The organism is Streptomyces sp. NPDC058534 (genome assembly GCF_042717365.1).
Taxonomy (GTDB): domain Bacteria; phylum Actinomycetota; class Actinomycetes; order Streptomycetales; family Streptomycetaceae; genus Streptomyces.
Map to the genome: position 1 here is coordinate 41822 of NZ_JBHXNW010000010.1, position 20292 is coordinate 62113.

Here is a 20292-nt window from a genome sequence, read left to right on the forward strand (position 1 = left end):
GTTGGTTTTTTTTTATCTCTGACCGCCCGGGTGACTGGGCTCGGGGCACACCCGTCGTGGCCTGCTCGACACGTATCAGGTCATGCACCAGCCGGAGTCGCATGCACCTTCATCCTCATCGGCGTCGCCTTCCCCCGGGCTCTCGTCGGGGATGGCTTGTGTGAGCGGAACCCCGTACCTCGTGAGATACACGGCATCCCGCCCGAGTGCGGCCCGCCGTCGGTTGATGGTCTCCTCCAGCCGGACCGACTGAGCGAACAACTCCGGCTCGTGCCGACGCTGGTGGCGCCAGGCGCCGACGGTGCGGAAGGGGCAGAAGAAGCAGGAGCTCTTGGGCGGTACCGGCAGGCCGGCCTCGGCGATGATGCGCTCGCAGTCGTCCCGGCGCAGCCCGAGATCGAGGAGAGGGTATTCGATGACCTCGTGGGCTTCCCGCCGCCGGCGGTTGGCGCGATGGATTTCGTCGACCGAAATGCCGATGCCGACCGCCGCCGGCTCCTCCGCGGTGGCGCCATGCTCCCGAAGCCACCGCCCGACCACCTTGATCTTGAAGTCGGCAGTGCAGTTGCGGCGGCCAGGAGCGCCGTTGGCCATGCGGACCGGAATGGGGATCGACCGGGTGTCCGGCCGGTTCAGCCGCTGCATGAGCGTTTCCGTGGTCCCGTTGCGTCGGCGCCGCTTGAGCTCGCGGACATCCAGTCCCACACCCATGGCGTACGGGATGGCGATCTCACGGACGTACGCGAGGGTTGCTGGATGCTCGCTATCGTCCCCGACGTTGGCGAACAGGAAGGTGTGGAAGTCGATCTCTCCGCGAGCGGCCAGCACGAGCAGGGCCGTGCTCTGAACTCCGCCTCCGTAGGAAATGACTTTCATGGGGCGGCGGTTGGGCTCGCTGCATGCGGCTTTGGGGAGGGGGTCTGTGGGATCGACGTGATGGTCTCCGAGGGTGTGCTGCAAGATCGACATATGAGAGACAGTATGCACGTGACCCGACCGAAGCAAGTGTTTCTCTCACTGCTGTTGGCGAACATAGAGGTCTACGGGGGCGTGGGCCGGCACGGGCCGGACGTGGTGAGGAGCTACGGCCGGGGCTTGATGGTGACGGAATATCCCTGGGCCAGAACGGACGCCAGAAACTCCGCTGCGGCGCCGTGGTCAGCGCTGGTGAACGTCTGTGCGGCAGGCGGTGGCTGGCGAGGCGGGCTTGCCTGGGGGGCGCTCGGCCTTCGGCCGCGGGGCTTCTGGGGAGGGCGCTGTCCTGCACGGAGCGCGGCGACTTCGGAGTTCACGATGGTTCGCTGCCGCTGTCGCGCGTCGTCCAGGATCGTCTCAAGGAGCCAGAGCGGAGAACCGGAGACGAACAGGTCGGCCTCGGCGATCCGCTGCCGGTTCCGCCACCGTGAGATGGCCTGCGCGTCCTGGCCGAGCACGCGCGCTGCCTCCTGGATACCGACCACGAGCGGGAGGTGCTCCTTGTCCTCTGGGTCGTAGCCCAGCGGGGTACCAGCCTTGTACGTCGCTAGCCGTTCTCGGTCGGCTTTGCGGTCGCCTTCGCCGTCGAGTCGCATCACCGTGCTCAGCAGCCAGTACGGATTGCCCGACGCGATCAGATCGGGCTCGTGGAGCGTGCCCGCTGTCCGCCATCTTTGGGATGTCTGCGGCTTCACGTGGAAGAGGAAGGCAATCTCGGTGTGCCCGAGGAGGAACGGGACACGTACCTCTGCCATGAGACGGCCTTCCCCATCACCCTGTGCTCGTGTTCGTCGGCAGTGTGCTGGCAGGCCACGCCGTGGCTGTGATCTTAGGCGTGTTCTATCCCCGGTCGCAGCTCCCACGAGCCCACTTCGGTGTAGTACTGGCCGAAGTGCTGGAGCCAGGCCGCGAGCGTTTCGGTTGTCCTGCGCGCCTGGTCTTCTGTGTCTCCTGTCCGCTCGGCGATGGCCCGCTGCAGCTCGATGTTGCTGAGACGCTGTTCTGCGGTCAGCTGACCGAGTTCCGGGATCGCGTGCAGGCGGGCGTCGACCTCAGCGTTGAAGGCGTTTTCCAAGAGGCCGGCGGGAACATCGAGCATGGCCAGGTCCCGCACGATGCCCGCCTCGACCAGCGAGGTGAACCGCTGACGCCCGCTGTAGAGGGCGTAGACGTTCTCCGGTCTTCTCGTCTCCGGGAACCAGTACGGCGCTGCTTCGTCCTCGGAAGGCGGAGTGACGCGCTCGCTTCTCAGGAGTTCAGCCTGCTCCCGTACGAGGGCTGCCGTGTGGGGTGTGGCTATGGTCGAGCGGGCGTTGATCTGGCCGAGGACGCGCTGTACTTCGGAGTGGTCGATCGGCACCTCCAACAAGAGTTCCACGTTGGCGTTCGGTACGCGTCCAGTGGCTTTGCCAGTCAGGTTGGCGGAGCCGACCAGACAGCGGCCGTCGGCACGGTAGAGCTTGGCGTGGAGGGACGGACACAAGGCAATGAAAATACGTTCGTCACTCTGGGCAGCTTCGATGATCTCCGGGTCGGAGACCCCGGCGGCCACCTCCGCCGGGGTCCAGCGCGTGACACACGTGATCTTCTGGACGGAGGAGGGCACCGCGGCGATGGTCTCCTCGAAGATCGCCTTCTTGATGAAGGGGGCAATGATGATCACCTCCTCGGCGGCGTCCTCCATCATGTCCGCGATCTGCTGCCAGACATGGTCCGGCTGCGTCACTCCTCTTCGCTCCCGTCCTCGATGAAGTCACGGGCGTACCGACCCCAGTCGCTTCGGGCATCCGCGATGACCCGGCGCGCCTTTTTGTTGGGGATCTCGTCCTCCATCCGCGCCCAGGAGAAGATGAGCAGCTTGAAGGTCTCGGTCGCACGGGCGAGCCGCTGGCGGAGCTCTGCCTCTTTGGCGTCCTCAGGCACATCCTCAAGAACGGCCATGAGCTTGCCGTGCAGGGGGTGCTCCGTGTTGAAGGACACCTGGAGCATGCCAGCGAGCAGGTCGATGTTGAAGAAGGCGGATGAGTCCTGGGGGCTGGAGATCCAGCGGACGCGCCAGTCGTTCTCCATTGCCTCATCGACCAAGGTCTGGGCAGTGTCCTCATCGACGTGGTGTCGCTCGGTCAGCGCGGTCAGCTGCTCCTGGCGCTTGTCGGCTTCCGTCGCCTCCTCAGCGAGGAGGTCGGTCGTACCGGTGTACCCGTCCTCCTGCCGGCGCTTGACGGCATCCGTGGCCTTGGAGGTGGCGTCCTGGTCGTACCGCTTCCTGCCCTTCCGGTCTCCCAGCGTCTGCTGCCTCAGCTTCTTGCGCATTTTGCCCAGTAGGCCCTTGAGATAATGGGCGAGGTCGATCAGCGGCAGTCGAGGGTCGCCGAGTTCCTGCAGACGGTCCTTGAACTGCTTGGGCGTCTCGTCGGGGTCCTGTTCGTCCGACCAGTCGAAGTCGGCGAGTGACGAGAACACGACGGCCGTCTGCTTGTTGTTGGTGACGCCGAACACCTCGTCGAGCTCGGGCGGGAAGTCGACCTCGACGCCCCACCACCGCTCCACGGGGTCGTAACCGATCGCCCAGGAGGTATCGAGGTCGAGCTCGCGCCCCTTGCGGACCAGTGAGACGCCGATATTCCGGCGAGCGTGCTTCCCCCACTTCTGGTCACCCGGGGCCCGGTTCGGGTTGGCATCGTCGGGCCACGGATGGCCGGAAGCATCGGAACGGCGGGCTTCAGGCCGGGCGATGGATGCGCGCACCGTTACGATGTGCTCTGCGCCATCGACCTGGATGGGATAGTGGTAGATCCCAGGCTCCGCATCGTTGCCCATGTAGAAGGGCTCGAACATGGGGGTGCTGTTGAACGGCGCGGGCGTCCCGGTCTTCGCCATGAGGTACAGAGGGTCATTGGGTTCCGCGTAGTACGCGCCGTTGTCCCCGTCGTTGACCTTCTCGATGACCTTCCCATCGCGAACGGGAGCCATCTTGATGTCCACGGACCCGTCGTTCAGGTAGTGCCGGTACACACGACCGATCAGCTCGGCGGTGTTGCGCAGGGTGGCGCCGGCGCTGTGCCATTTGACGCGGTCCAGGTTCGTCCAGACGACGAGGGTGCCGCTGGTGCCCAGGGGCACCTCGCTGAGGTCGTCCCAGTACTCCGGAACACGGCGAGGGACGGGGTTGGGAACCTCGTCCTGCCCGTTGGTGATCTCGTCCAGGTCAAGGTAGGTGTACAGAGCGTTCGCAGGGCTGTTCTTCCACGACCAGACCTCAACCTTGGTGCACTGGGACATGCTGGAGTTGGGCAGGCCCATGCCGAAACGGCCGATTCGGCTGCGGTCGTCGCCGAGACCGTCTCCGTATTTCAGGGCGCGGCGCAGGAGTTCGCTGTCCATGCCCTTGCCGTCGTCGAGGACAGCGATCTTGTCCACCCGATACCTGGTCTGGGCGGCACCTTCGATGGGGCTCTCGCAGGCGAAGACCTGCACTAGCGTGGCTTCCGCGTCGATACTGTTGTCGATCAGCTCGGCGAGCGCGTAGGCGGTGTTCTTGTAGCCGCTGTCGCGCATGGCCTTGACGGTCAGCGAAGGGCTGACGATCCGGTAGTTGTTTCCTTCGCCGGTCACGCTGTCTCCCATACGTCTTCCCAGTTGGTGAATGCTTCGGCGACGTCGCCGAACCCCGGGAGATCCGGGTCGACGACGGTGACGATCTCGCAGGTTTCGGTTCCGCCGGCCTTGGGGCCGCGGATGACCCGGCCAACCATCTGGCTGTACAGCACCAGGGACTTGGTCGGCCGGGCGATGACGGCGGCGCTGGCCGCGGGCGCGTCGAAGCCCGTGGTCAGGACTCCGAAGTTGCACAGGATCATCGGGCGCCGCGCCGCGCTCTTGAAACGACGGATGGCGTCGCTTCGGTGCCGCGGAGACGACTCGCCGGTCACGAATACCGCGTCGAGGCCGGCCGCGGACAGCACGGAGGCGATGAGTCGGCAGTGCTGCACCGATGCCGCGAATACGAGGATGCGGCGGTGCTGCTTCTCAAGCAGCTCCATGATTGTCTGGACAACCTTGAGGTTCCACTGCTCGTCCTTCGCGAGCTCGGCGATGATGCTGTCAGGGATCTCGAACGCTCGCGCCAGGCTCTGTTGGTCCCGGGCCGACAGATGCATGCCGGCTTCCGCGGCTACCGTGCGCATGATCGGTTTGGCCAGGTAGCCCTGGTCGATGAGGGCTGTCACGGGGTTCGTGTAGCCCTTGATTTCCAGCATGACCTTCTGGCGGGAGAAGAAGTCGGCGAGTTCTTCGTCCTTGGCGATGTCCGCCCACGTGCGGCCCGGGGTCGCGGTGAGGCCAAGCAGACTGGAGTCGTGACGTACCGTCAGGTCATCCACTACTCCCTGAAACGTGGGGGCGATGATCTGATGTGCCTCGTCGAACACGGTCAGAGTGCTGCGGGCGGCCAGGGTACGCAGGAACTGTGGGTCAGATTTGGCGGTTGAGACGGCCTTCTCCAGCCCGAGGACGACCAGGCCGTCGGTCACGTCCGCGAGGTCCGGGGAAGCGCTGCCCCACACGCGGAGGACCGGCAGGGGACGGTCGCCGACCCTGTTCCAGGCGCGCTCGAACTCAGTCGCGGCCTGCTCCAGCAGTTCCTGCCCGTGAGCCAGCCACACCACCAGAGCGGGCCCGTGCTGCCGCAGGTGGTCGCAGATCATGCTCATGCCGGTCCGCGTCTTCCCCACGCCCGTGGGCAGATGGAGCACGGCCCTGCGAGGGCCGTCGTACAGCAGCTCCTTGACCCGGCGCGCCGCGCGGAGCTGATGGGGGAAAAGAGCGTAGTCGGGTGCTGTCTCCCGCTTGGAGGGCGGCAGTTGAGGCTTTGCGCGCTCGACGGTGAAGCCGAAGAATTCCAGAAGCTCCCTGCGCTCGTCAGGCGTCCACTTCAGCGTCTGCAGGTACTCCAGTGGTTGTCCATCACCCAGCGATCCGAGTCGTAGCGCCAGTTCCGCCTGCTTGGGCCCGGGAAGGAGGCCAATCAGTACGGCACGCTCGTCCTCGCCCGCGACCAAGAGCTCGGCGTCGATCGCGATCGCAGCGACGGCCCGCAATCGCTCATCACCCGCCGTGCCTCCTGCAATGAGGTTGAGGAGGCCGCACAGCTCCTTGCCGAGGTGCCGGCGGATGTAGTCCATGGGGGCGTTTGCCAGGACTGCCTCAAAGGACATTCCCGGCGACCACGTCGTCACAGCCTCACCTGACCGATGCGGCTGACGGCAAGCCGTGAGCCGCTCGCACAGGACCGACCAACATCGTGAAGTTCCTCCCCCAGCTCGACGCACACCAAGCAGCGCTTCAACGTGCAGATCTGCGGCGTTGCAGCGTGCGGACCACCCTAAACGGGACCACTGACAACAGGAGCACCATCAGACTAAAAGCCCAGCCAGGGGCGGCAATTGGCCACGGAGCTGCCCGACTTCCCGGCCACCGAAACGGAGCTTGCAGCGTGCGCCGTGCGCGCGAGGCGTGCAATATGGAACATGCATTCGATAGCAGCTTGCGACACCACGCGTTCGAGTGATTCAAAGAGTGGATCTAGGCTCGCGGCTAGGATCACGTCGAGCTACTGGTGGAACCCCGGATGCGGGACGAGGTTTCCACCAGCAGTACATTGGTGTGCGACACGAGCGAGGTGGGGTGGCAGACGATGAGCGAGCCGAATGGGCCCGATGCGTCCTATTTTGACTACAATGCCACCGCTCCGATCCGGCCCGAGGCCCTCGCGGCTGTCGTCGAGGCCATGCAATCGGTCGGCAACGCCTCAAGCATGCACCACCCCGGACGGCAGGCGGCTCATCGGGTCGACGCCGCACGCCGGCAGCTAGCCGACCTCCTCGGCTGCTCGCCCGGCGAGATCATCTTTACCTCGGGGGCGACAGAAGCGAACAATCTGGCCCTGCGGGCCGCGTTCACCGCCGGAAGTCCCCTAATCACAAGCCCTGTCGAGCATCCGGCTGTGCTGGAGACAGCCCGCGCGGTCACCGTCGGGAGCCCCGAGGATCTTGTGCTCCTGCCGGTCGGTGGCGATGGCCTTGTGGAGCTCGACGCCCTCGATCAGGTCTTCGCGGTGCGCCGGGGGGGAGTGGTCTCCCTGATGGCGGCGAACAACGAGACCGGTGTCCTCACCGATCTCCGCGTCGTGGCCAAGGCGGCCCGTGAAGCCGGTGCACTCGTCCACACGGACGCCACGCAGCTCATCGGCCGCCTCCCCGTGGACGTCGCTGACCTCGACGTCGACCTTTTGTCGCTGTCGGCACACAAGTTCGGCGGACCGCAGGGAGTCGGTGCCCTGTACGTGCGGCGTGGCTCTCCACTCCCGCACCGGCCGCTCCTCGTGGGCGGCGGACAGGAGCGGGGCTGGCGCGCGGGCACGCTGAACGTGGCAGGGATCATCGGCATGGGAGCAGCGGCCGAGGTAGCGGGACGCGGCCTCGGCGAGGAGGCCGAGCGGGTCGCAGCCCTGCGTGACCGCCTCGAACGCCTGGTCGTCGGCAACCTGCCCGACTGTCGTATTAACGGCCGGTGCGATCAACGTCTGCCCGGTGTGACGAGCATTACTTTTCCTGGGGTGCCTGCGGACGCGGTCCTGGCGGCCATGCCCGACGTCGCTGCCTCGGAGGGCAGCGCGTGCGCGTCCGGCGCTCCGATGCCGAGCCACGTGCTTCTGGCGATGGGGCTGTCCCGGGCGGATGCCGACAGCACGATCCGCTTCTCGCTGGGTTACGCCACCACGGATGCCGAGATCGAGCACGCGGCGCAGGCCGTCAATCGCGCGGTGACGCAGGTTCGGGCCGTGCTGGCCGAAGCCGACGGTGCCCGCTGACCGTTACCCCGTTTACCAACCTTGTTAGAGCAATCGCATTGGACACAGAGAGGTCCCGGATGTCAGACAGCCGGCTTGGGGAAGCCGCCCTTTTTTCCTTCGCGCGACACGAAACGTTCGCGCCCCGCTTCGGCTGGCTGCACAAGGCGTACATGCAGGTCAAACGCGATCAGGGTGCGTTCCTCGCGGTCGATGCGCCGGTGCGGTTCGGTGTGGGCAAGAACATGGTCTACTCCATGCGCTATTGGTCGCGGGCGTTCAAGCTCACCCGTGAGCACTCGCCCACGAAGGGCACACAAGCTAAGTTCTCCTATCCCACCTGGGAGGCCCGCTGGCTCCTCGATGAGGACGGCGCGGATCCGTATCTGGAGGAGAACGGCAGCCTGTGGCTGCTGCACTGGTGGCTGGTCTCGTCCCGTCCCGGGGCCAAGAGCTGGGCGCCGGCCTGGTACACGGCCTTCCATCTCGCGCCGTTCTCCCGGTTCACGGTCGCGGACATGACGCAGGTTGTCACCCGTCATGTGAACTTCTCCTACGACAAGAGTCCGGAGGAGGCGTCGATCGTCAAGGACATCGAGTGCCTCACCAAGATGTACGCGCGCAGCGCCCCGGAGAAGGCGGGCTCGCCGGGCAGTTACGAGGACCTGCTCGCCTGCCCCTTCCGTGACCTTGACCTGCTCACCTTTGTCGGGACGCGCGGAAATGCCGAGTGGCAGTTCACCAGCGGGCACCGCACCTCGCTGCCCGCCCGGGTCCTGGCCTATGCCTGCCTCGACTACGCCGCCAAGTTCTCCCGCCAGGCCAACTCGATCTCCGTGGCCCGCCTCGCCAACGAGCCGGGTTCCCCGGGGCGCGCCTTCCGCGTCCGGGAGAACGAGATCGTCATGGCGCTGCAGAAGGTCGCCGCGGACCACCCGCAGCTCGACCTGACCGAGGCCGTGGGACAGCGCAGCCTCGCCTTCACGGCAGACCCCTTCGACCTGGCCTGGGAAGTGCTCGACGAGCAGTACGACTTCGTCACCCGCCGCCCCGGCTTCCCCACCCGTGAGGAGTGGGCCGCCAAGTTCCCCAAGCTCGCCGAGGCCGAGCAGAAGGAACTCGCCACGAAGGCCACGGACGCCACAGACACGGCCGACACCACCGAGACACTCTTTGCTGAGGAGACCGCGTGACCACCGCAACCCCCACGCGGACCCCGGGTAGCCCGACGAGCTCCGCCCCGCAGTTCCCCGCCGGCATCGAACTCGTCGGCTCCCAGATGCGCTCGACCAACCTCGAGCGAGACGTCGAGGACGCGCTGCACGACCCCTACGTCGGCGCCCGGGCCGTCGACGTCCTGGAACGCATCGCGAGTGCTCTGGCCGACCAACGCCGTACCCGAGCCTGGTCGTTCACCGGCCCGTACGGCTCCGGCAAGTCCACCCTGTCCAACATCATCGACGCTCTGCTGGGGCGGGATGCCAAGCGGCGCGGCGAGGCCGAGCGCATCCTCGAAGAGGCCAGCCCCGCCCTCGCTCAGCGCCTTGCCGCAGCCCGCGATGCCATCGCCCCCGAGGGGTTCCTCGGTGGCGTGGCCACCGCGCGCCGCGAATCCGTAGTTGCCACCCTCTCCCGCGCTCTGCACACGGCGGCGGCGCGACGCTGGGGCAAGCGCGTCCCGAAGGCCATCACTGCTGCCCTGGAGGCGTGCGCCGACCCGGACCGGGCAGGGGCCAAGGAGATTCTCGGCGCCGTCACGGCTCTAACGGCGGACGGGCGGCAGCCTCTGCTCCTCGTCATCGACGAGTTCGGCAAGACGCTGGAACATCTGGCCGGCCACAACGAGTTCGCCGACGCCCAGCATGATCTGTTCCTGCTGCAGGAACTCGCCGAGAAGGCGGCCGGCCCCAACGGGCTGCCCGTCTACCTGATGACCTTGCAGCACCTGTCGTTCATGGACTACGCCTCACGGTCCAGCGAACTCAAGACCCGCGAATGGGCCAAGATCCAGGGGCGCTTCGAAGACATCACCTTCGTCCCCCACCACGGCGACTCCCTGCACCTGCTGCGCCGCCGCCTCGACCGCTCGGCCGTCAACTCTGCGGGGCAGGCCCTGATCAACGCCTGCGCCGAGGCATCCGCGGACATCTGGACGCAGCACGGTCTCGGCGTTCTCGCCGAACTCGGCCCCGACCACTTCGCCGACCTCTACCCGCTGCACCCCATCACGGCCCTGGCCGCGCCGATCCTTGCCGCCCAGATCGGCCAGCACGACCGCAGCCTGTCGGGCTTCCTCAACAGCGGGGAGCCCAACACCGTCCGCCACTCGCTGGCCCAGCACAGCAACGCGAAGGCGGAGCACGCCAGCACGGTGCGGCTTCCGCAGCTGTACGACTACTTCCTCAACTCCGGGCGCACCACCTTGCTCGCCTCCGCCAACGCGAGCAAGTGGATCGAGGTCGACTCACGCATCCGGGACGCCAATGGCCTCCCCGATGCCGACCAGGACGTACTGAAGACCATCGGCGTCCTAAATCTGATCGACTCCGACGGGGCCCTCAGTGCCACCGCGCCGATGATCCACTTCGCTCTACACGACCCCACAGAAGTCGCCGACTCCGACGCCTTCACAGCACTCGAAGAGCGGCTCGCCGATCTCGTGCGCCGGGGTTTCGTGGTCCACCGTGAGTTCAGCGGGGAATACCGGGTCTGGCAGGGCACGGACGTCGACATCGACGGCCGGCTCAAGGAAACCATCAGCCACTTGAATGACGCTGCGGTCATCAACCGGCTCGGCAGTCTCGTCCCGCAGGCATTCGTGGCCAGCCGCCACAGCCAGGTCACCGGCATGATGCGCGTGTTCTACACCGCGGTCAGCGGCCCGGAGACCAAGACCGTCGCCGCCCCGGATGAGTTGAGGGAGCCTGCCGACGGCCTCGTCGTCTTTCACTTCGGCACTGATGCAGACCGGCCCAACGTCCATTCGCCTCTGCCGGTACTCGTGGGCACCACCCCCGACCCCGACGTGGTGCTGGCCACGGCCACCTACCTCGTCGCGCTGAAGGAGCTCAGCGTCCAGCAGGACATCGACCACGTCGCCCGGCGGGAAGTCATGGAGCGGCTGGTGCAGGCCGAGGCAGAGCTGCTGGAGCTGCTGCAGGACGCCTTCTATCCGCCGTCCTCTGACGCGTCCTGGAGCCTGTGGCACACCGGGATCGCCCCGGGCGAAGTACCCGCCGCTTCCGGCTTGACGGCCCGCAGCCTGAGCGGCTTGGTCTCCCTCGCCTGCGCATCGGTGTACCCGAGCACCCCGCACATCCGCAACGAGATGCTCGGTCGGCACGTCTTGACCAGCCAGGCCGCTCAGGCTCGCGGCATACTGCTGACGGCCATGCTCTCCGCATCAGGCGAGGAGAACCTCGGCCTCACCGGGTACAAGGCTGAACGGGCCATCTACCACGGTGTCCTGGCGTACCTCGGCCTGCACCGAGAGAACGGGGTGGTCCAGGCCGAGAGCCAGCAGGAGAGCCTGCTCCCATACGGTTTCTCCCCGCCTGGCGAGGGCCACGAGCACGCCCAGCCGGCCTGGAACGCCCTCAACGAGGTACTGACCGGGGCCACCGAGCGGGTCAGCATGGAAGAGGTTATCCGCGTCCTTATGAGCCCGCCGTTCGGGCTCAAGGCCGGCGTGGTGCCGGTCTTCCTGATCCCGGCCCTGATCATCCGTCGCCACGATGTCGCCCTGTTCGAGGAAGGCACCTACCTTCCCCGGCTGACCATCGACGTCGTTGAGCGCCTCGTCAAGGGTCCGGGACGCTTCTCAGCGAAGTACACGCCGGCGGGAGACGGCCAGCGTGGCAGCATCATCAAGAAGCTGATGGTCTCGCTCGGCGTAGAGGCACCGCGCTCCAAGGCCCTGCGTAACCCCGACCTCCTTTCCGTGGCCAGCGCCTTGATCATGCGCGTGGCCGACCTGCACAAGTACGCCCGCACCACCAAGAACATTTCCGCCGACGCCCGCACCATGCGAACCACGATCGCCCGGTCCCTGGACCCCGACGACTTGATCTTCCACACGCTGCCGAAGGCCCTCGGGCTGCCGGAGATCCCGGCCCGCACGCGCGCCAACGCGGAAGCGGCGAACACCTACGTCGAACGGCTCACCGCGGCGGCGGACGAACTCGTTGCCATCGACAGCAGACTGCGCGCCCAGGTCGTGCGCGTTCTCGCCAAGGAGTTCCGCCTGCCGGCCGAACTGCCGAAGCTGCGCGCACAGCTCGCGGCCCGGCTGCGCGGCTTCGCTGATGCGGTGCTGACCCCGGAACTGCGCGGCTTCGTCGACTTCGTTCTCAGCGACGACCTTGAGGACGACGACTGGCTGGAACCCATCGTCGTCCGGCTGACCAACTCCGCCCTCGGCGACTGGGACGACCACGAGGCCAAGGTCTTCCCGCAAAAGGCCCGGTCGATGGCCGCTGCCCTCGACCGCGTCGGACACCTGCACCACGCCGGGAACGAGGTCCGCGGCCGGGAAGAGAAACTCGACGCCCAGTTGTTGACCTTGACAGACAGCGCCGGCTTGGAGCAACGCACCCTGATCTACGTGCCGGAACAGGCCCGCGGTGAGGCCAACAGCCTCGCCGCCGACGTCCTGAAGCAGGCCGAAAGGGCACTCGGGCCGGACGGAGCGCGGATCCTGCTCGCGGCCCTCGCCCAGCGTGTGACCGATGCCGCGGCAGCAGCGAGTGAAAGGAAGGCACACGGATGACCGACGGAGCCGACACCCAGAAGGTCCGGCACGTGCTCGGTATCTCCGGCGGAAAGGACTCCTCGGCGCTCGCCGTCTACATGCGCAACCGAGTCTCGGAGATGGAGTACTTCTTCTGCGACACGGGCGCCGAACTGCCCGAGACCTACGAGTACCTCAACCGCCTGGAGGCCGCCCTCGGCAAGTCCATCGTGCGGCTCAACGCCGACCGGGACTTCGACCACTGGATGGAGGTCTACCAGGGCACCCTGCCCAGTCCGCAGATGCGCTGGTGCACCAAGAACCTCAAGATCAAGCCCCTGGAAGACTGGGTCGGCGACGACAAGGTCATCTCCTACGTCGCTATCCGGGCCGACGAGAACCGCATCGGCTACGTCAGCACCAAGCCGAACATCGATGCCGTCTTTCCCTTCCGTGAAGACGGCATCGACAAGGACGGCGTCATGCGCATCCTCGACGAGGCTGGCATCGGCCTGCCCGACTACTACGAGTGGCGCACACGCTCCGGCTGCTACTTCTGCTTCTTCCAGCGCAAGCACGAATGGGTTGGCCTCAAGGAACGCCACCCCGACCTCTTCGACCGCGCCGTCGAGTACGAGGAGAAGGTTCGCTACCGGCACACGGCCATGAAGGGCCGCAACTACACCTGGTCACAGGGCGAGTCGTTGCCGGAGCTGATAGAGCGCAGGGAGGAGATCGAGGCCAAGCACGAGGCAGCCCTAGAGCGCGCGGCCAAGCGGACCAAGCCCAACCGCCCACTGCTGGAGGTACTCTCCGACGCGCTCGACTCCGACGACGACGAAGCCGGTTGCTCCGTCTGCCACCTGTAGCGAGCCCCAGCCACGGAGGCCAGCCGTGCAGAGGCCCGCCTCGCGGAGTTTTTCCGCGAGGGGGCCTCTGTCTTCGGGGGTTCCCTGAGGGATTGTCAGACCCCCCTGTCACACTGGATATGCCAGAGCCGCTGAGCCGGGTACGGGGGGTCTATCCGCATGTCAGTTTCCAGCACGACCGGCCGAGACGCCTTCACCCGTATGGTGCAAAGGCACCGCGAGGAAGACAGCCCCGCGCTTCCCATCGAGGTCGGCCTGCTTCGGATGCTGGACGCGGACAGTTGTCAGCAACTCGACCGGGACCTACGAGAGTTCGCCTCACCCTGGGAGGTCCATCAGGCTACGGAGAACCTTGCCCCTGCTCTCCCGGATGAACCCGGCCTGTACATGTTCGTCTGGCGGCCTCAGTTCCAGTTTCAGGTCGACAGCCGTCCCTCTCACGGCAGCTTCCCTCAACTCCTCTACGTTGGGCAGGCTGGCGCCTCGAAGTCGGACGACGGGAACACCATTCGCCAGCGTTACAAGGAGTACCGACGGTACCTGCGGGCCAACCCCGAGAGCCTGTGGACAGATAGCGAACCGAAGACCCGTGAGCAACGGCTCAGCCGCTATCTGCCTCTGCGCCCAATGGAGTTCTGGTGCACCACAGTGGCGGATCGTCACAGGATCAGGGGGCTGGAGAAGCGGCTCATCCGTCTGTGGAACCCTCCACTTAACGAATCGGATCGTCCCAAGCTGCGCGGTCGGCTCGGTGCTCCGCGAGCCGCCTGGACATCCTGATCACTACCGCACGAAGAAGAGGTATCCATGCCGTCCAAGACGTTCGTCCCCGCGTTCGAAGCGAAGGTGGGTAACTGGACCTACTACTCATGTCTCATGAGCTACGCGGCAGTAGCCCGCGAGATCAACTTCGCGCATGAGCTGGGTGGCAATCAGGACCTGGGCACCATGATTCAAAGGGGCGTCGGCACACGCACCACTGAAATCACCAACTACCTCCTGACCAACGAGAACCGCTTCCTCGGAGCCATCATCGTGGCGGCGTGGGGAGGGGCGCCGGAGTACCTCCCGCTGGAAATGGAGAAGAACTCCGAGAACGGCGACGTACTCGCGGGTATGGACCGCAACTTCGGCGTACTCACCTTCGACGGTACCCACCAGTTCTTCGCGTTGGACGGCCAGCACCGCCTTAAGGCGATCAAGGACGCCGTCAAGCGCAACCCGGAACTCGGGCGTGAAGACATCACTGTCATCGTCGTTCCGCACTTCGATGACGAAGCAGGCCGTAGGCGGACCCGCAGGCTCTTCACCAACATCAACCGCAACGCCGTCAAGACGACCGCGCAGGAGAACATCGCCCTCGATGAGGACGACGGCTTTGCGATCCTTACCCGCCGGCTGCTGGATGACCACGAATTCCTGGGGCAGGACGGCGTGGTTCAGGTCTTCAGCAAGGTCGGCAACGACGGTGAACTCAAGCTCGCTACCCGTCAGGTGGGCGTTACGGGCACCGCCTGGACGACGATTGGTGTCCTCTACGACCTGCTCACGGACCTCGGCTTCGGCCTGCACGAGAGCATGAACAAGACGTCCCAGCGGGCCACGGACGACATCCTGGACGAGAGCTACGAGGCGCTCGCCAAGCGCATTGACGAGTTGCTTGCAGCCTGTGGCAACATGCGGGAGCGCTATGAGGCGCACGCGGCGCCCAAGGATCTTCGTGCGCCTAAGGGGCGGGATGGAGACGGGCACCCGTTCATGCGCCCCGCGGTCCAGGTGCAAGTTGTCCGGGCTGCTCGGCACATCATCGAGCAGGGTCTGCTGGATTGGCCGGAACTCCTTCGGCGCCTCGGTGAGCTGGACTGGAAGATGACTTCCGCGCCGTTCTCTGCAGTCTGGCAAGAGACCCCTGATGGTTCCCGTAAGGGCAAGATGATCCCGGCCAAGGAGAACAACCAAGCGCTGTACGAGTTGCTGCTGGTGCATCTTGCGCCGGCATCGCGCGCCCAGATCGACCGGGCCGTCCGCGCGTACCGTCAGGTGAAGAACGAGCGCTACCCCGTCGCGGCCGAGGAACTGTCGCGACGGCTGCCCATCACGATCGAGCAGGGCTAGGCCATGTGCTGGAGGCAGGGCGGTTGATGACCGCCCTGCCTTGAGAATCCTCGTGGTTAATGCGAGCCAAATTCAGGCCATGGTTGGCGGCGACGGTCCAGTCGGCAGTCTCCAAAGAGACGAGAACGACACCACCTGGGCGCCGGTCACGACGGCGGTCACAGTGTTGGGATCAGTGGAATGGTCGAGGCGGACGTGAGCGGCGATGGTGGGATCCGGGTTTGAGTGTCGTCTCCGGCTGCAGTGGCCGGGCCTTCGGATTCGGCCGCCGGCGTAGGCGAGGTCTACCTGATTGCTGGTGCGGAGCGGGGGTTGCGGTCGGAGGCTCGGCGCGGTGATGGGCGCTGGTTGCTGCCACTGTGTCGGGGCGGCTCCGGTGGGGTGCTGCCAGCGGGTGCGTATGGCGCTGTTGTCGGCGAGGCCGCGGCGGGCGCCGACGATGAGCCGGAACGAAGTGCTCGCCGGGTCGTCGGCATACGCCTCGATGCGTCGGCCGGTGTGCTCAACCGATGGCCGGTAAAAAACGCGGACGCCCCAGCTGAACTCGACCCTGCGGCCCAGCGCTTAGAAGGCACGTGCTCTATCCACTGAGCTACGGGGGCTGACCTGCGTAAACGCGGTCTTCCAGGCGCTCGTCCCACGAACCTGTGGGACGTATGTGGGATCTGGCGATCTCTGGGAACCGTGAGACACGGGTGCCTCACAGCGGCCCGGACGTAGCGTCTCACATCATCTTCACATCCTCGAAGCCCCCTATGGAAACAATCCTGCCCCGTCTCGGCGTTGCTGATCTTCGAACCGAGGAGGGGAAGGTGTCGGGCCTGAAGCTGTTCCACACGACGAATAGCGGCGTGACGGAGGTCACGTCGCGTCTTGCTGCGGTCGAGGCTGATGTGCAGGATCTCGTCGAGGCGCACATGGAGGCGATGCTGGGCGTCACGTTCCTCGCGAGTGAGTACGTGATCGACTGCATCGACGGCGGGCGTATCGATTCGCTCGGGCTGGACGAGAACGGTGCGCCCGTGATCGTGGAGTACAAGCGCGGCACGGATGCCGGTGTCATCAACCAGGGCCTCTTTTACATGGCCTGGCTGATGAGCCACAAGGGCGCCTTCCGGAGTCTGGTCCGCGACCGGCTCGGGGTGACGGCCGCGTCCCAGATCCTGTGGAGCGCACCGCGGCTGATCTGCGTGGCCGGCGACTTCACCCGCTACGACGCGCACGCCGTACGCGAGCACCGGCGCTCGATCGACCTGGTCCGCTACCGGTACTTCGGCAGCGACCACATTGGTCTTGAGACCGTGGCGTCGGTCACCGGCCACTCGGCAGAGGCCAAGCGGGTACGCCGCAGCACGCCCGGGGCGGCGCCGATTCGGCAGCAGGGCGGTGCGATGGCCGAGCTGGCGGCGGCGGTCGACGAGGTCCTCGTCGGCCTGGGTGACGGTGTCACCCGGGTGCAGCGCAAGCAGTACCGCGCCTATCAGCGGCTGCGGAACTTCGCCTGCCTCATCCCGCCCCAGCAGACCAAGGTGCTGGTCTACCTGAAAGCGGATCCGACGGCTGTGGATCTGGTGTCCGGATTTACCCGGGACGTGACCGGGCTCGGCCACCATGGCACGGGAGACCTGGAGGTTCAGCTGCGTACCGAGCGGGACCTCGAGCGCGCCCAGGACCTGTTTCGGCTGAGCTACGCCTCGGCGTGAGGGCTCAGGAGCAGAAAATGCGTGCCGTGTGGCGGTGACGTTAGGGATCGTCGCTGTGCTGCCTTTCGTTGGCCGGTCAGGAGTGGCGGTGGAGCTACAAGTATTCGGTGGATCCCCGGTTTCGGTAACCGGAGATCCACCGCTATATTGCCGCCAAGTTCTACCGGGGCCCGCCGGACAAGGCGGCGTGCGCGGCCTTGACGCTCGTCCAGTAGTGGGCGAACTGCTCGCTATTCAGCCTCCGGATCGCGTAGCCGGCACATTTGCTACACCAGCCCGAACCAGTCCAGTCGCCGTGCCCCGAGTCTTCCAGGTAGAGCGGGACGAAGTCGCGGAGAGCGAGAAGGTCGTGCTCGGGGCTCAGCCACCTCTGCTGTATGCACAGCCCGTGTGATTTCCCCTCGTAGATCCCTTGCGGATTCGTTGCGTACACCTGGACGTCTGCCAGGGGTCCCAAGGGTTGGTTGCCGACGCTCCTTCCGGTCACCCCATATCAGTCCATGACGAAAGGCCGGCCGTCCTCGCTGCGCAGGAATACCCAGAGAGAGAATTGGTTCCCCGGGACAAGCGCTGCCATGGAGGCTCTGCGTAGCTGTCCTTCGGTGTAGCGATCCGCTTCGCGAATGAGGGCCGCTTCGCGGAGATCGGCCTCGGGAGGGGAATCGAGCCAGGCATCCGGAATAGGGGTGCGTCGGGACGCCGGGTCTTGGCCGGCGAAGGCTTCACGGCCGAATTCGACAGTGACCTTGCGGCAGATGCTCTCGTCAGGTTGCGGGAGGGGCATGAGCCGATTCTCGCTGACGGGCTCGGCGCCGGGCAGGTCTCGTGGTGCATGGGTCCGCTGTGGACAAGATGGGAGCGGGCGGGGGGGGGCAAAGCTGATCACTTGGGTGCGTGGCCGCGAGTGTGTGAACCTGCCTTGCGTGGGCTTTGTCCGAGCGGCGGTCAGGGCGGTGAGGGAGTGATGTGCAAAACGAGGCGTCCGAGTCACGGCGCGGCCGGGCCTGGAACGAGGTGGAGGACGAGCAGCTTGTCGTCGGGGTGGTCGAGGGGTTGGATCTTGTTCAGCTGGCCGAGCGGCATGGCCGGACTCCGGCCGCGATCAGGGCACGTGTGGATCTCTCGGTGCCGCTGGACGGTGTGCTCGTTGACGACCCGCTCAGGTGGCTGAGGGCGCGGTTGGCCCGTGAGCCGTCCTACCCGTGGAGAAGCGTGGCGGCGGCTCGGCGGCACCAGGACCAGCTGGCGCGGCGCAGCGTTTCGGGCTCCCGCGATCTGCCGGCGGAGGGCTTGGCGGGTCGAGCGGCCGACGTGTTGGCAGAGTGGGAGGGCGTCACGGGGCACGCGCTTCGGCCCGAGAGGCGCGAGGTCTTCCTCGCCCGGCAGGTCGTCTGGGACTTGGCCGCTGCGGACGAAGCCGGCCGCAGGGCAGCAGCCCGTCGGCTGTGGGACAAGGCGGGAACGCTGCTCCTGGACGATTGGTTGCTCGAGTGTGTGTGTCCTGGTGCTACGCACGTGACGAGCGACTGGTCCCTGATCGACGCGCGGGACCCGGACGTCGTGCTGGTGCTGCGGGAGCTGGTGGCCGCTGCCGTGGGCGAGCTGCCCGAGCCGAGGGACAGGGACGTCCTCGGTCACCGCTTGGGTCTTCATGATCAGACAGCGCACACCTTGGAGGCGACCGCCGAGGTCATCGGTGTCTCGCGGGAGCGGGTCCGTCAACTGCAGACCAGGGCGATCCGTCGACTCGTGCGCAATCCTGCTCCGGCGTCCGGGAGACTTCGGGAGGTGCTGGGCCGGCTGAGCTGCGTCGATCGGGACGGGCGCGGGGCCGAGCCGCCGGCTGCGGAGCGACTGCTCGACTTGTCGGAGGTGCTGTTGCCGTTGGTGATTCCCCGGCAGGCGATCCCCTTGCTGGCGCGTCTGGCTGGTGCTGACAAGGTCCGTGCGGAGAACCTTGCGGCAGAAGCGTCGACCACACGCGCCCTGCGGCACGAGGAGGCCCGCCGTGAAGCCGTGCGACAGGGCCGGATCGAACGTTCGACGCGGCGCTGGGCAGCACTGGCCACGGAGGTGGACTGGTTCGGCGATCCCCGGCCGGCACCGCCACAAGCTGAGCTGGAGACCTTCCGCGAGGAAGAGAACCTGGCCCGTGGACGATTCGGAACGTGGCACTGCCCCAAGCTCGACCGCGCTGTGTCGTACGAGTCCGAGACGGAGCTGCAGGTCATTCAACTGCTCAGCTTTGCCTCGCAGGTCACCTACTACCAGGAACAGCCGCTGGCCATCAGCTACGTGTACGAGGGGCGACAGCGCACCTACTATCCGGACCTGCTCGCGGCGACCGCAGACGGCGGCTGCATCCTGATCGAGGTCAAGCCGGTGTACGAGATGGCGATGGCCATCAACGCCGCCAAGTACCGCGCCGCCGCCGAATTCTGCCGACGCCGTGGCTGGGGTCTGGTGGCCACCGACGGCTATCGCACGCGTCGGCTCCTCGAACACCGCGAGGTCGATCCGCGCCTGGACGCCGCGCTGTCCCTCGCCCTGGCCGCAGGGCAGGAACTGAGTTGGCCGCAGGTCCGCGCCGCAACGGGTGTGCTCCCCCTGGGGTCACTGGACCTGGCTGCACTCATCCTCCGCCGGGAGTGGGAGTGGCGCAGCCGACCCTTCCGGCTGCGCGCGAGCCCGTCGGCCGACCCGTTGGAGCCTCGGTTGACGTCGGCCGTCGTGGCACCCGAGAGGCATCGTCCGGCAGCCCTGGTCGAAACCGGCCCCCAGCCCGTCGTGCTGCCCTCGCCGGAGGACATCGAGGCCGCCCGGTCTCCCGCAGGAGGCTGGAGCCGTAAACAACTGGCTGACTGGGGCGTGCCCTGGCCGCCACCCAAGGGCTGGAAGGAACGCCTGATCACGCGCTGGAAGGCTCAGTGACCCGGTTCCAACGCTGAGAGACGCAGCATGTGGGGGGGGGGCGCGCGGGTCGGGGGGGGGGCCCCCCTCTGTTTTTGGGGTGTGTTGTGGGCGGGGCGTGTTTTGTGGCCGGGGGGGCCT

At 66.4% G+C, this 20292-nt stretch carries 14 protein-coding genes; 8 read left to right on the plus strand and 6 right to left on the minus strand.

Annotated elements, in window-relative coordinates; all coding sequences use genetic code 11:
• Positions 1 to 75: 75 nt before the first annotated feature.
• From ACFWR9_RS08135 to ACFWR9_RS08155, 5 genes are all read right to left on the minus strand, one after another.
• Entirely contained in the window at positions 76 to 876 is an 801-nt protein-coding gene (locus ACFWR9_RS08135) for a phosphoadenosine phosphosulfate reductase (RefSeq protein ID WP_383837611.1), read from the minus strand.
• Positions 877 to 1082: 206 nt separating this feature from the next.
• On the minus strand, positions 1083 to 1730 hold the full coding sequence (locus ACFWR9_RS08140) for a hypothetical protein (protein ID WP_383837311.1): 648 nt from the start codon (positions 1728 to 1730) through the stop codon (positions 1083 to 1085).
• Positions 1731 to 1804: 74 nt separating this feature from the next.
• Positions 1805 to 2701, minus strand: a complete 897-nt coding sequence (locus ACFWR9_RS08145; RefSeq protein WP_383837314.1) for a phospholipase D family protein — start codon at positions 2699 to 2701, stop codon at positions 1805 to 1807.
• On the minus strand, positions 2698 to 4590 hold the full coding sequence (locus ACFWR9_RS08150) for an ATP-binding protein (protein WP_383837317.1): 1893 nt from the start codon (positions 4588 to 4590) through the stop codon (positions 2698 to 2700). Before ACFWR9_RS08150 ends, ACFWR9_RS08145 begins: the two co-directional genes overlap by 4 nt.
• Positions 4587 to 6158 (minus strand): DEAD/DEAH box helicase, encoded by a 1572-nt coding sequence (locus ACFWR9_RS08155; RefSeq protein ID WP_383837321.1) that lies wholly within the window; start codon positions 6156 to 6158, stop codon positions 4587 to 4589. Before ACFWR9_RS08155 ends, ACFWR9_RS08150 begins: the two co-directional genes overlap by 4 nt.
• 446 nt (positions 6159 to 6604) lie before the next feature.
• Between ACFWR9_RS08155 and ACFWR9_RS08160 the strand changes: the two genes are divergently transcribed.
• The 7 genes from ACFWR9_RS08160 to ACFWR9_RS08190 all read left to right on the plus strand — a co-directional run bounded on the left by ACFWR9_RS08160 (position 6605) and on the right by ACFWR9_RS08190 (position 17241).
• Positions 6605 to 7846, plus strand: a complete 1242-nt coding sequence (locus tag ACFWR9_RS08160; protein WP_383837324.1) for a cysteine desulfurase family protein — start codon at positions 6605 to 6607, stop codon at positions 7844 to 7846.
• 59 nt (positions 7847 to 7905) lie between these two features.
• A complete protein-coding gene (locus ACFWR9_RS08165; protein ID WP_383837327.1) occupies positions 7906 to 9018 on the plus strand; it encodes a DUF4007 family protein in 1113 nt (370 codons plus the stop codon).
• Positions 9015 to 12593 (plus strand): ATP-binding protein, encoded by a 3579-nt coding sequence (locus tag ACFWR9_RS08170; RefSeq protein ID WP_383837330.1) that lies wholly within the window; start codon positions 9015 to 9017, stop codon positions 12591 to 12593. Before ACFWR9_RS08165 ends, ACFWR9_RS08170 begins: the two co-directional genes overlap by 4 nt.
• Positions 12590 to 13423, plus strand: a complete 834-nt coding sequence (locus tag ACFWR9_RS08175) for a phosphoadenosine phosphosulfate reductase family protein (protein WP_383837333.1) — start codon at positions 12590 to 12592, stop codon at positions 13421 to 13423. Before ACFWR9_RS08170 ends, ACFWR9_RS08175 begins: the two co-directional genes overlap by 4 nt.
• 159 nt (positions 13424 to 13582) lie before the next feature.
• Positions 13583 to 14203 (plus strand): hypothetical protein, encoded by a 621-nt coding sequence (locus ACFWR9_RS08180; protein WP_383837336.1) that lies wholly within the window; start codon positions 13583 to 13585, stop codon positions 14201 to 14203.
• Positions 14204 to 14230: 27 nt separating this feature from the next.
• Positions 14231 to 15538 carry a DGQHR domain-containing protein gene (locus tag ACFWR9_RS08185; RefSeq protein ID WP_383837339.1) on the plus strand — a complete coding sequence of 436 codons (1308 nt, stop codon included), beginning with the start codon at positions 14231 to 14233 and terminating at the stop codon, positions 15536 to 15538.
• A gap of 812 nt (positions 15539 to 16350) precedes the next feature.
• The gene (locus ACFWR9_RS08190) at positions 16351 to 17241 is read left to right on the plus strand and encodes a transporter (protein WP_383837342.1); all 891 of its coding nucleotides are present in this window, start codon (positions 16351 to 16353) and stop codon (positions 17239 to 17241) included.
• A gap of 493 nt (positions 17242 to 17734) precedes the next feature.
• Here the strand turns inward: ACFWR9_RS08190 and ACFWR9_RS08195 are convergent, their stop codons facing one another.
• Positions 17735 to 18025 (minus strand): hypothetical protein, encoded by a 291-nt coding sequence (locus tag ACFWR9_RS08195; protein WP_383837345.1) that lies wholly within the window; start codon positions 18023 to 18025, stop codon positions 17735 to 17737.
• Positions 18026 to 18207: 182 nt separating this feature from the next.
• Between ACFWR9_RS08195 and ACFWR9_RS08200 the strand changes: the two genes are divergently transcribed.
• On the plus strand, positions 18208 to 20172 hold the full coding sequence (locus ACFWR9_RS08200; RefSeq protein ID WP_383837348.1) for a TnsA endonuclease N-terminal domain-containing protein: 1965 nt from the start codon (positions 18208 to 18210) through the stop codon (positions 20170 to 20172).
• Positions 20173 to 20292: the final 120 nt, after the last annotated feature.

Excerpts from the sequence above, each read along its gene's own strand:
- ACFWR9_RS08135 (WP_383837611.1), bottom strand. The coding sequence starts at position 876 with ATGAAAGTCATTTCCTACGGAGGCGGAGTTCAGAGCACGGCCCTGCTC.
- ACFWR9_RS08140 (WP_383837311.1), bottom strand. The coding sequence starts at position 1,730 with ATGGCAGAGGTACGTGTCCCGTTCCTCCTCGGGCACACCGAGATTGCC.
- ACFWR9_RS08155 (WP_383837321.1), bottom strand. The coding sequence starts at position 6,158 with ATGGACTACATCCGCCGGCACCTCGGCAAGGAGCTGTGCGGCCTCCTC.
- ACFWR9_RS08160 (WP_383837324.1), top strand. The coding sequence starts at position 6,605 with ATGCGGGACGAGGTTTCCACCAGCAGTACATTGGTGTGCGACACGAGC.
- ACFWR9_RS08165 (WP_383837327.1), top strand. The coding sequence starts at position 7,906 with ATGTCAGACAGCCGGCTTGGGGAAGCCGCCCTTTTTTCCTTCGCGCGA.
- ACFWR9_RS08175 (WP_383837333.1), top strand. The coding sequence starts at position 12,590 with ATGACCGACGGAGCCGACACCCAGAAGGTCCGGCACGTGCTCGGTATC.
- ACFWR9_RS08180 (WP_383837336.1), top strand. The coding sequence starts at position 13,583 with ATGTCAGTTTCCAGCACGACCGGCCGAGACGCCTTCACCCGTATGGTG.
- ACFWR9_RS08185 (WP_383837339.1), top strand. The coding sequence starts at position 14,231 with ATGCCGTCCAAGACGTTCGTCCCCGCGTTCGAAGCGAAGGTGGGTAAC.
- ACFWR9_RS08195 (WP_383837345.1), bottom strand. The coding sequence starts at position 18,025 with ATGCCCCTCCCGCAACCTGACGAGAGCATCTGCCGCAAGGTCACTGTC.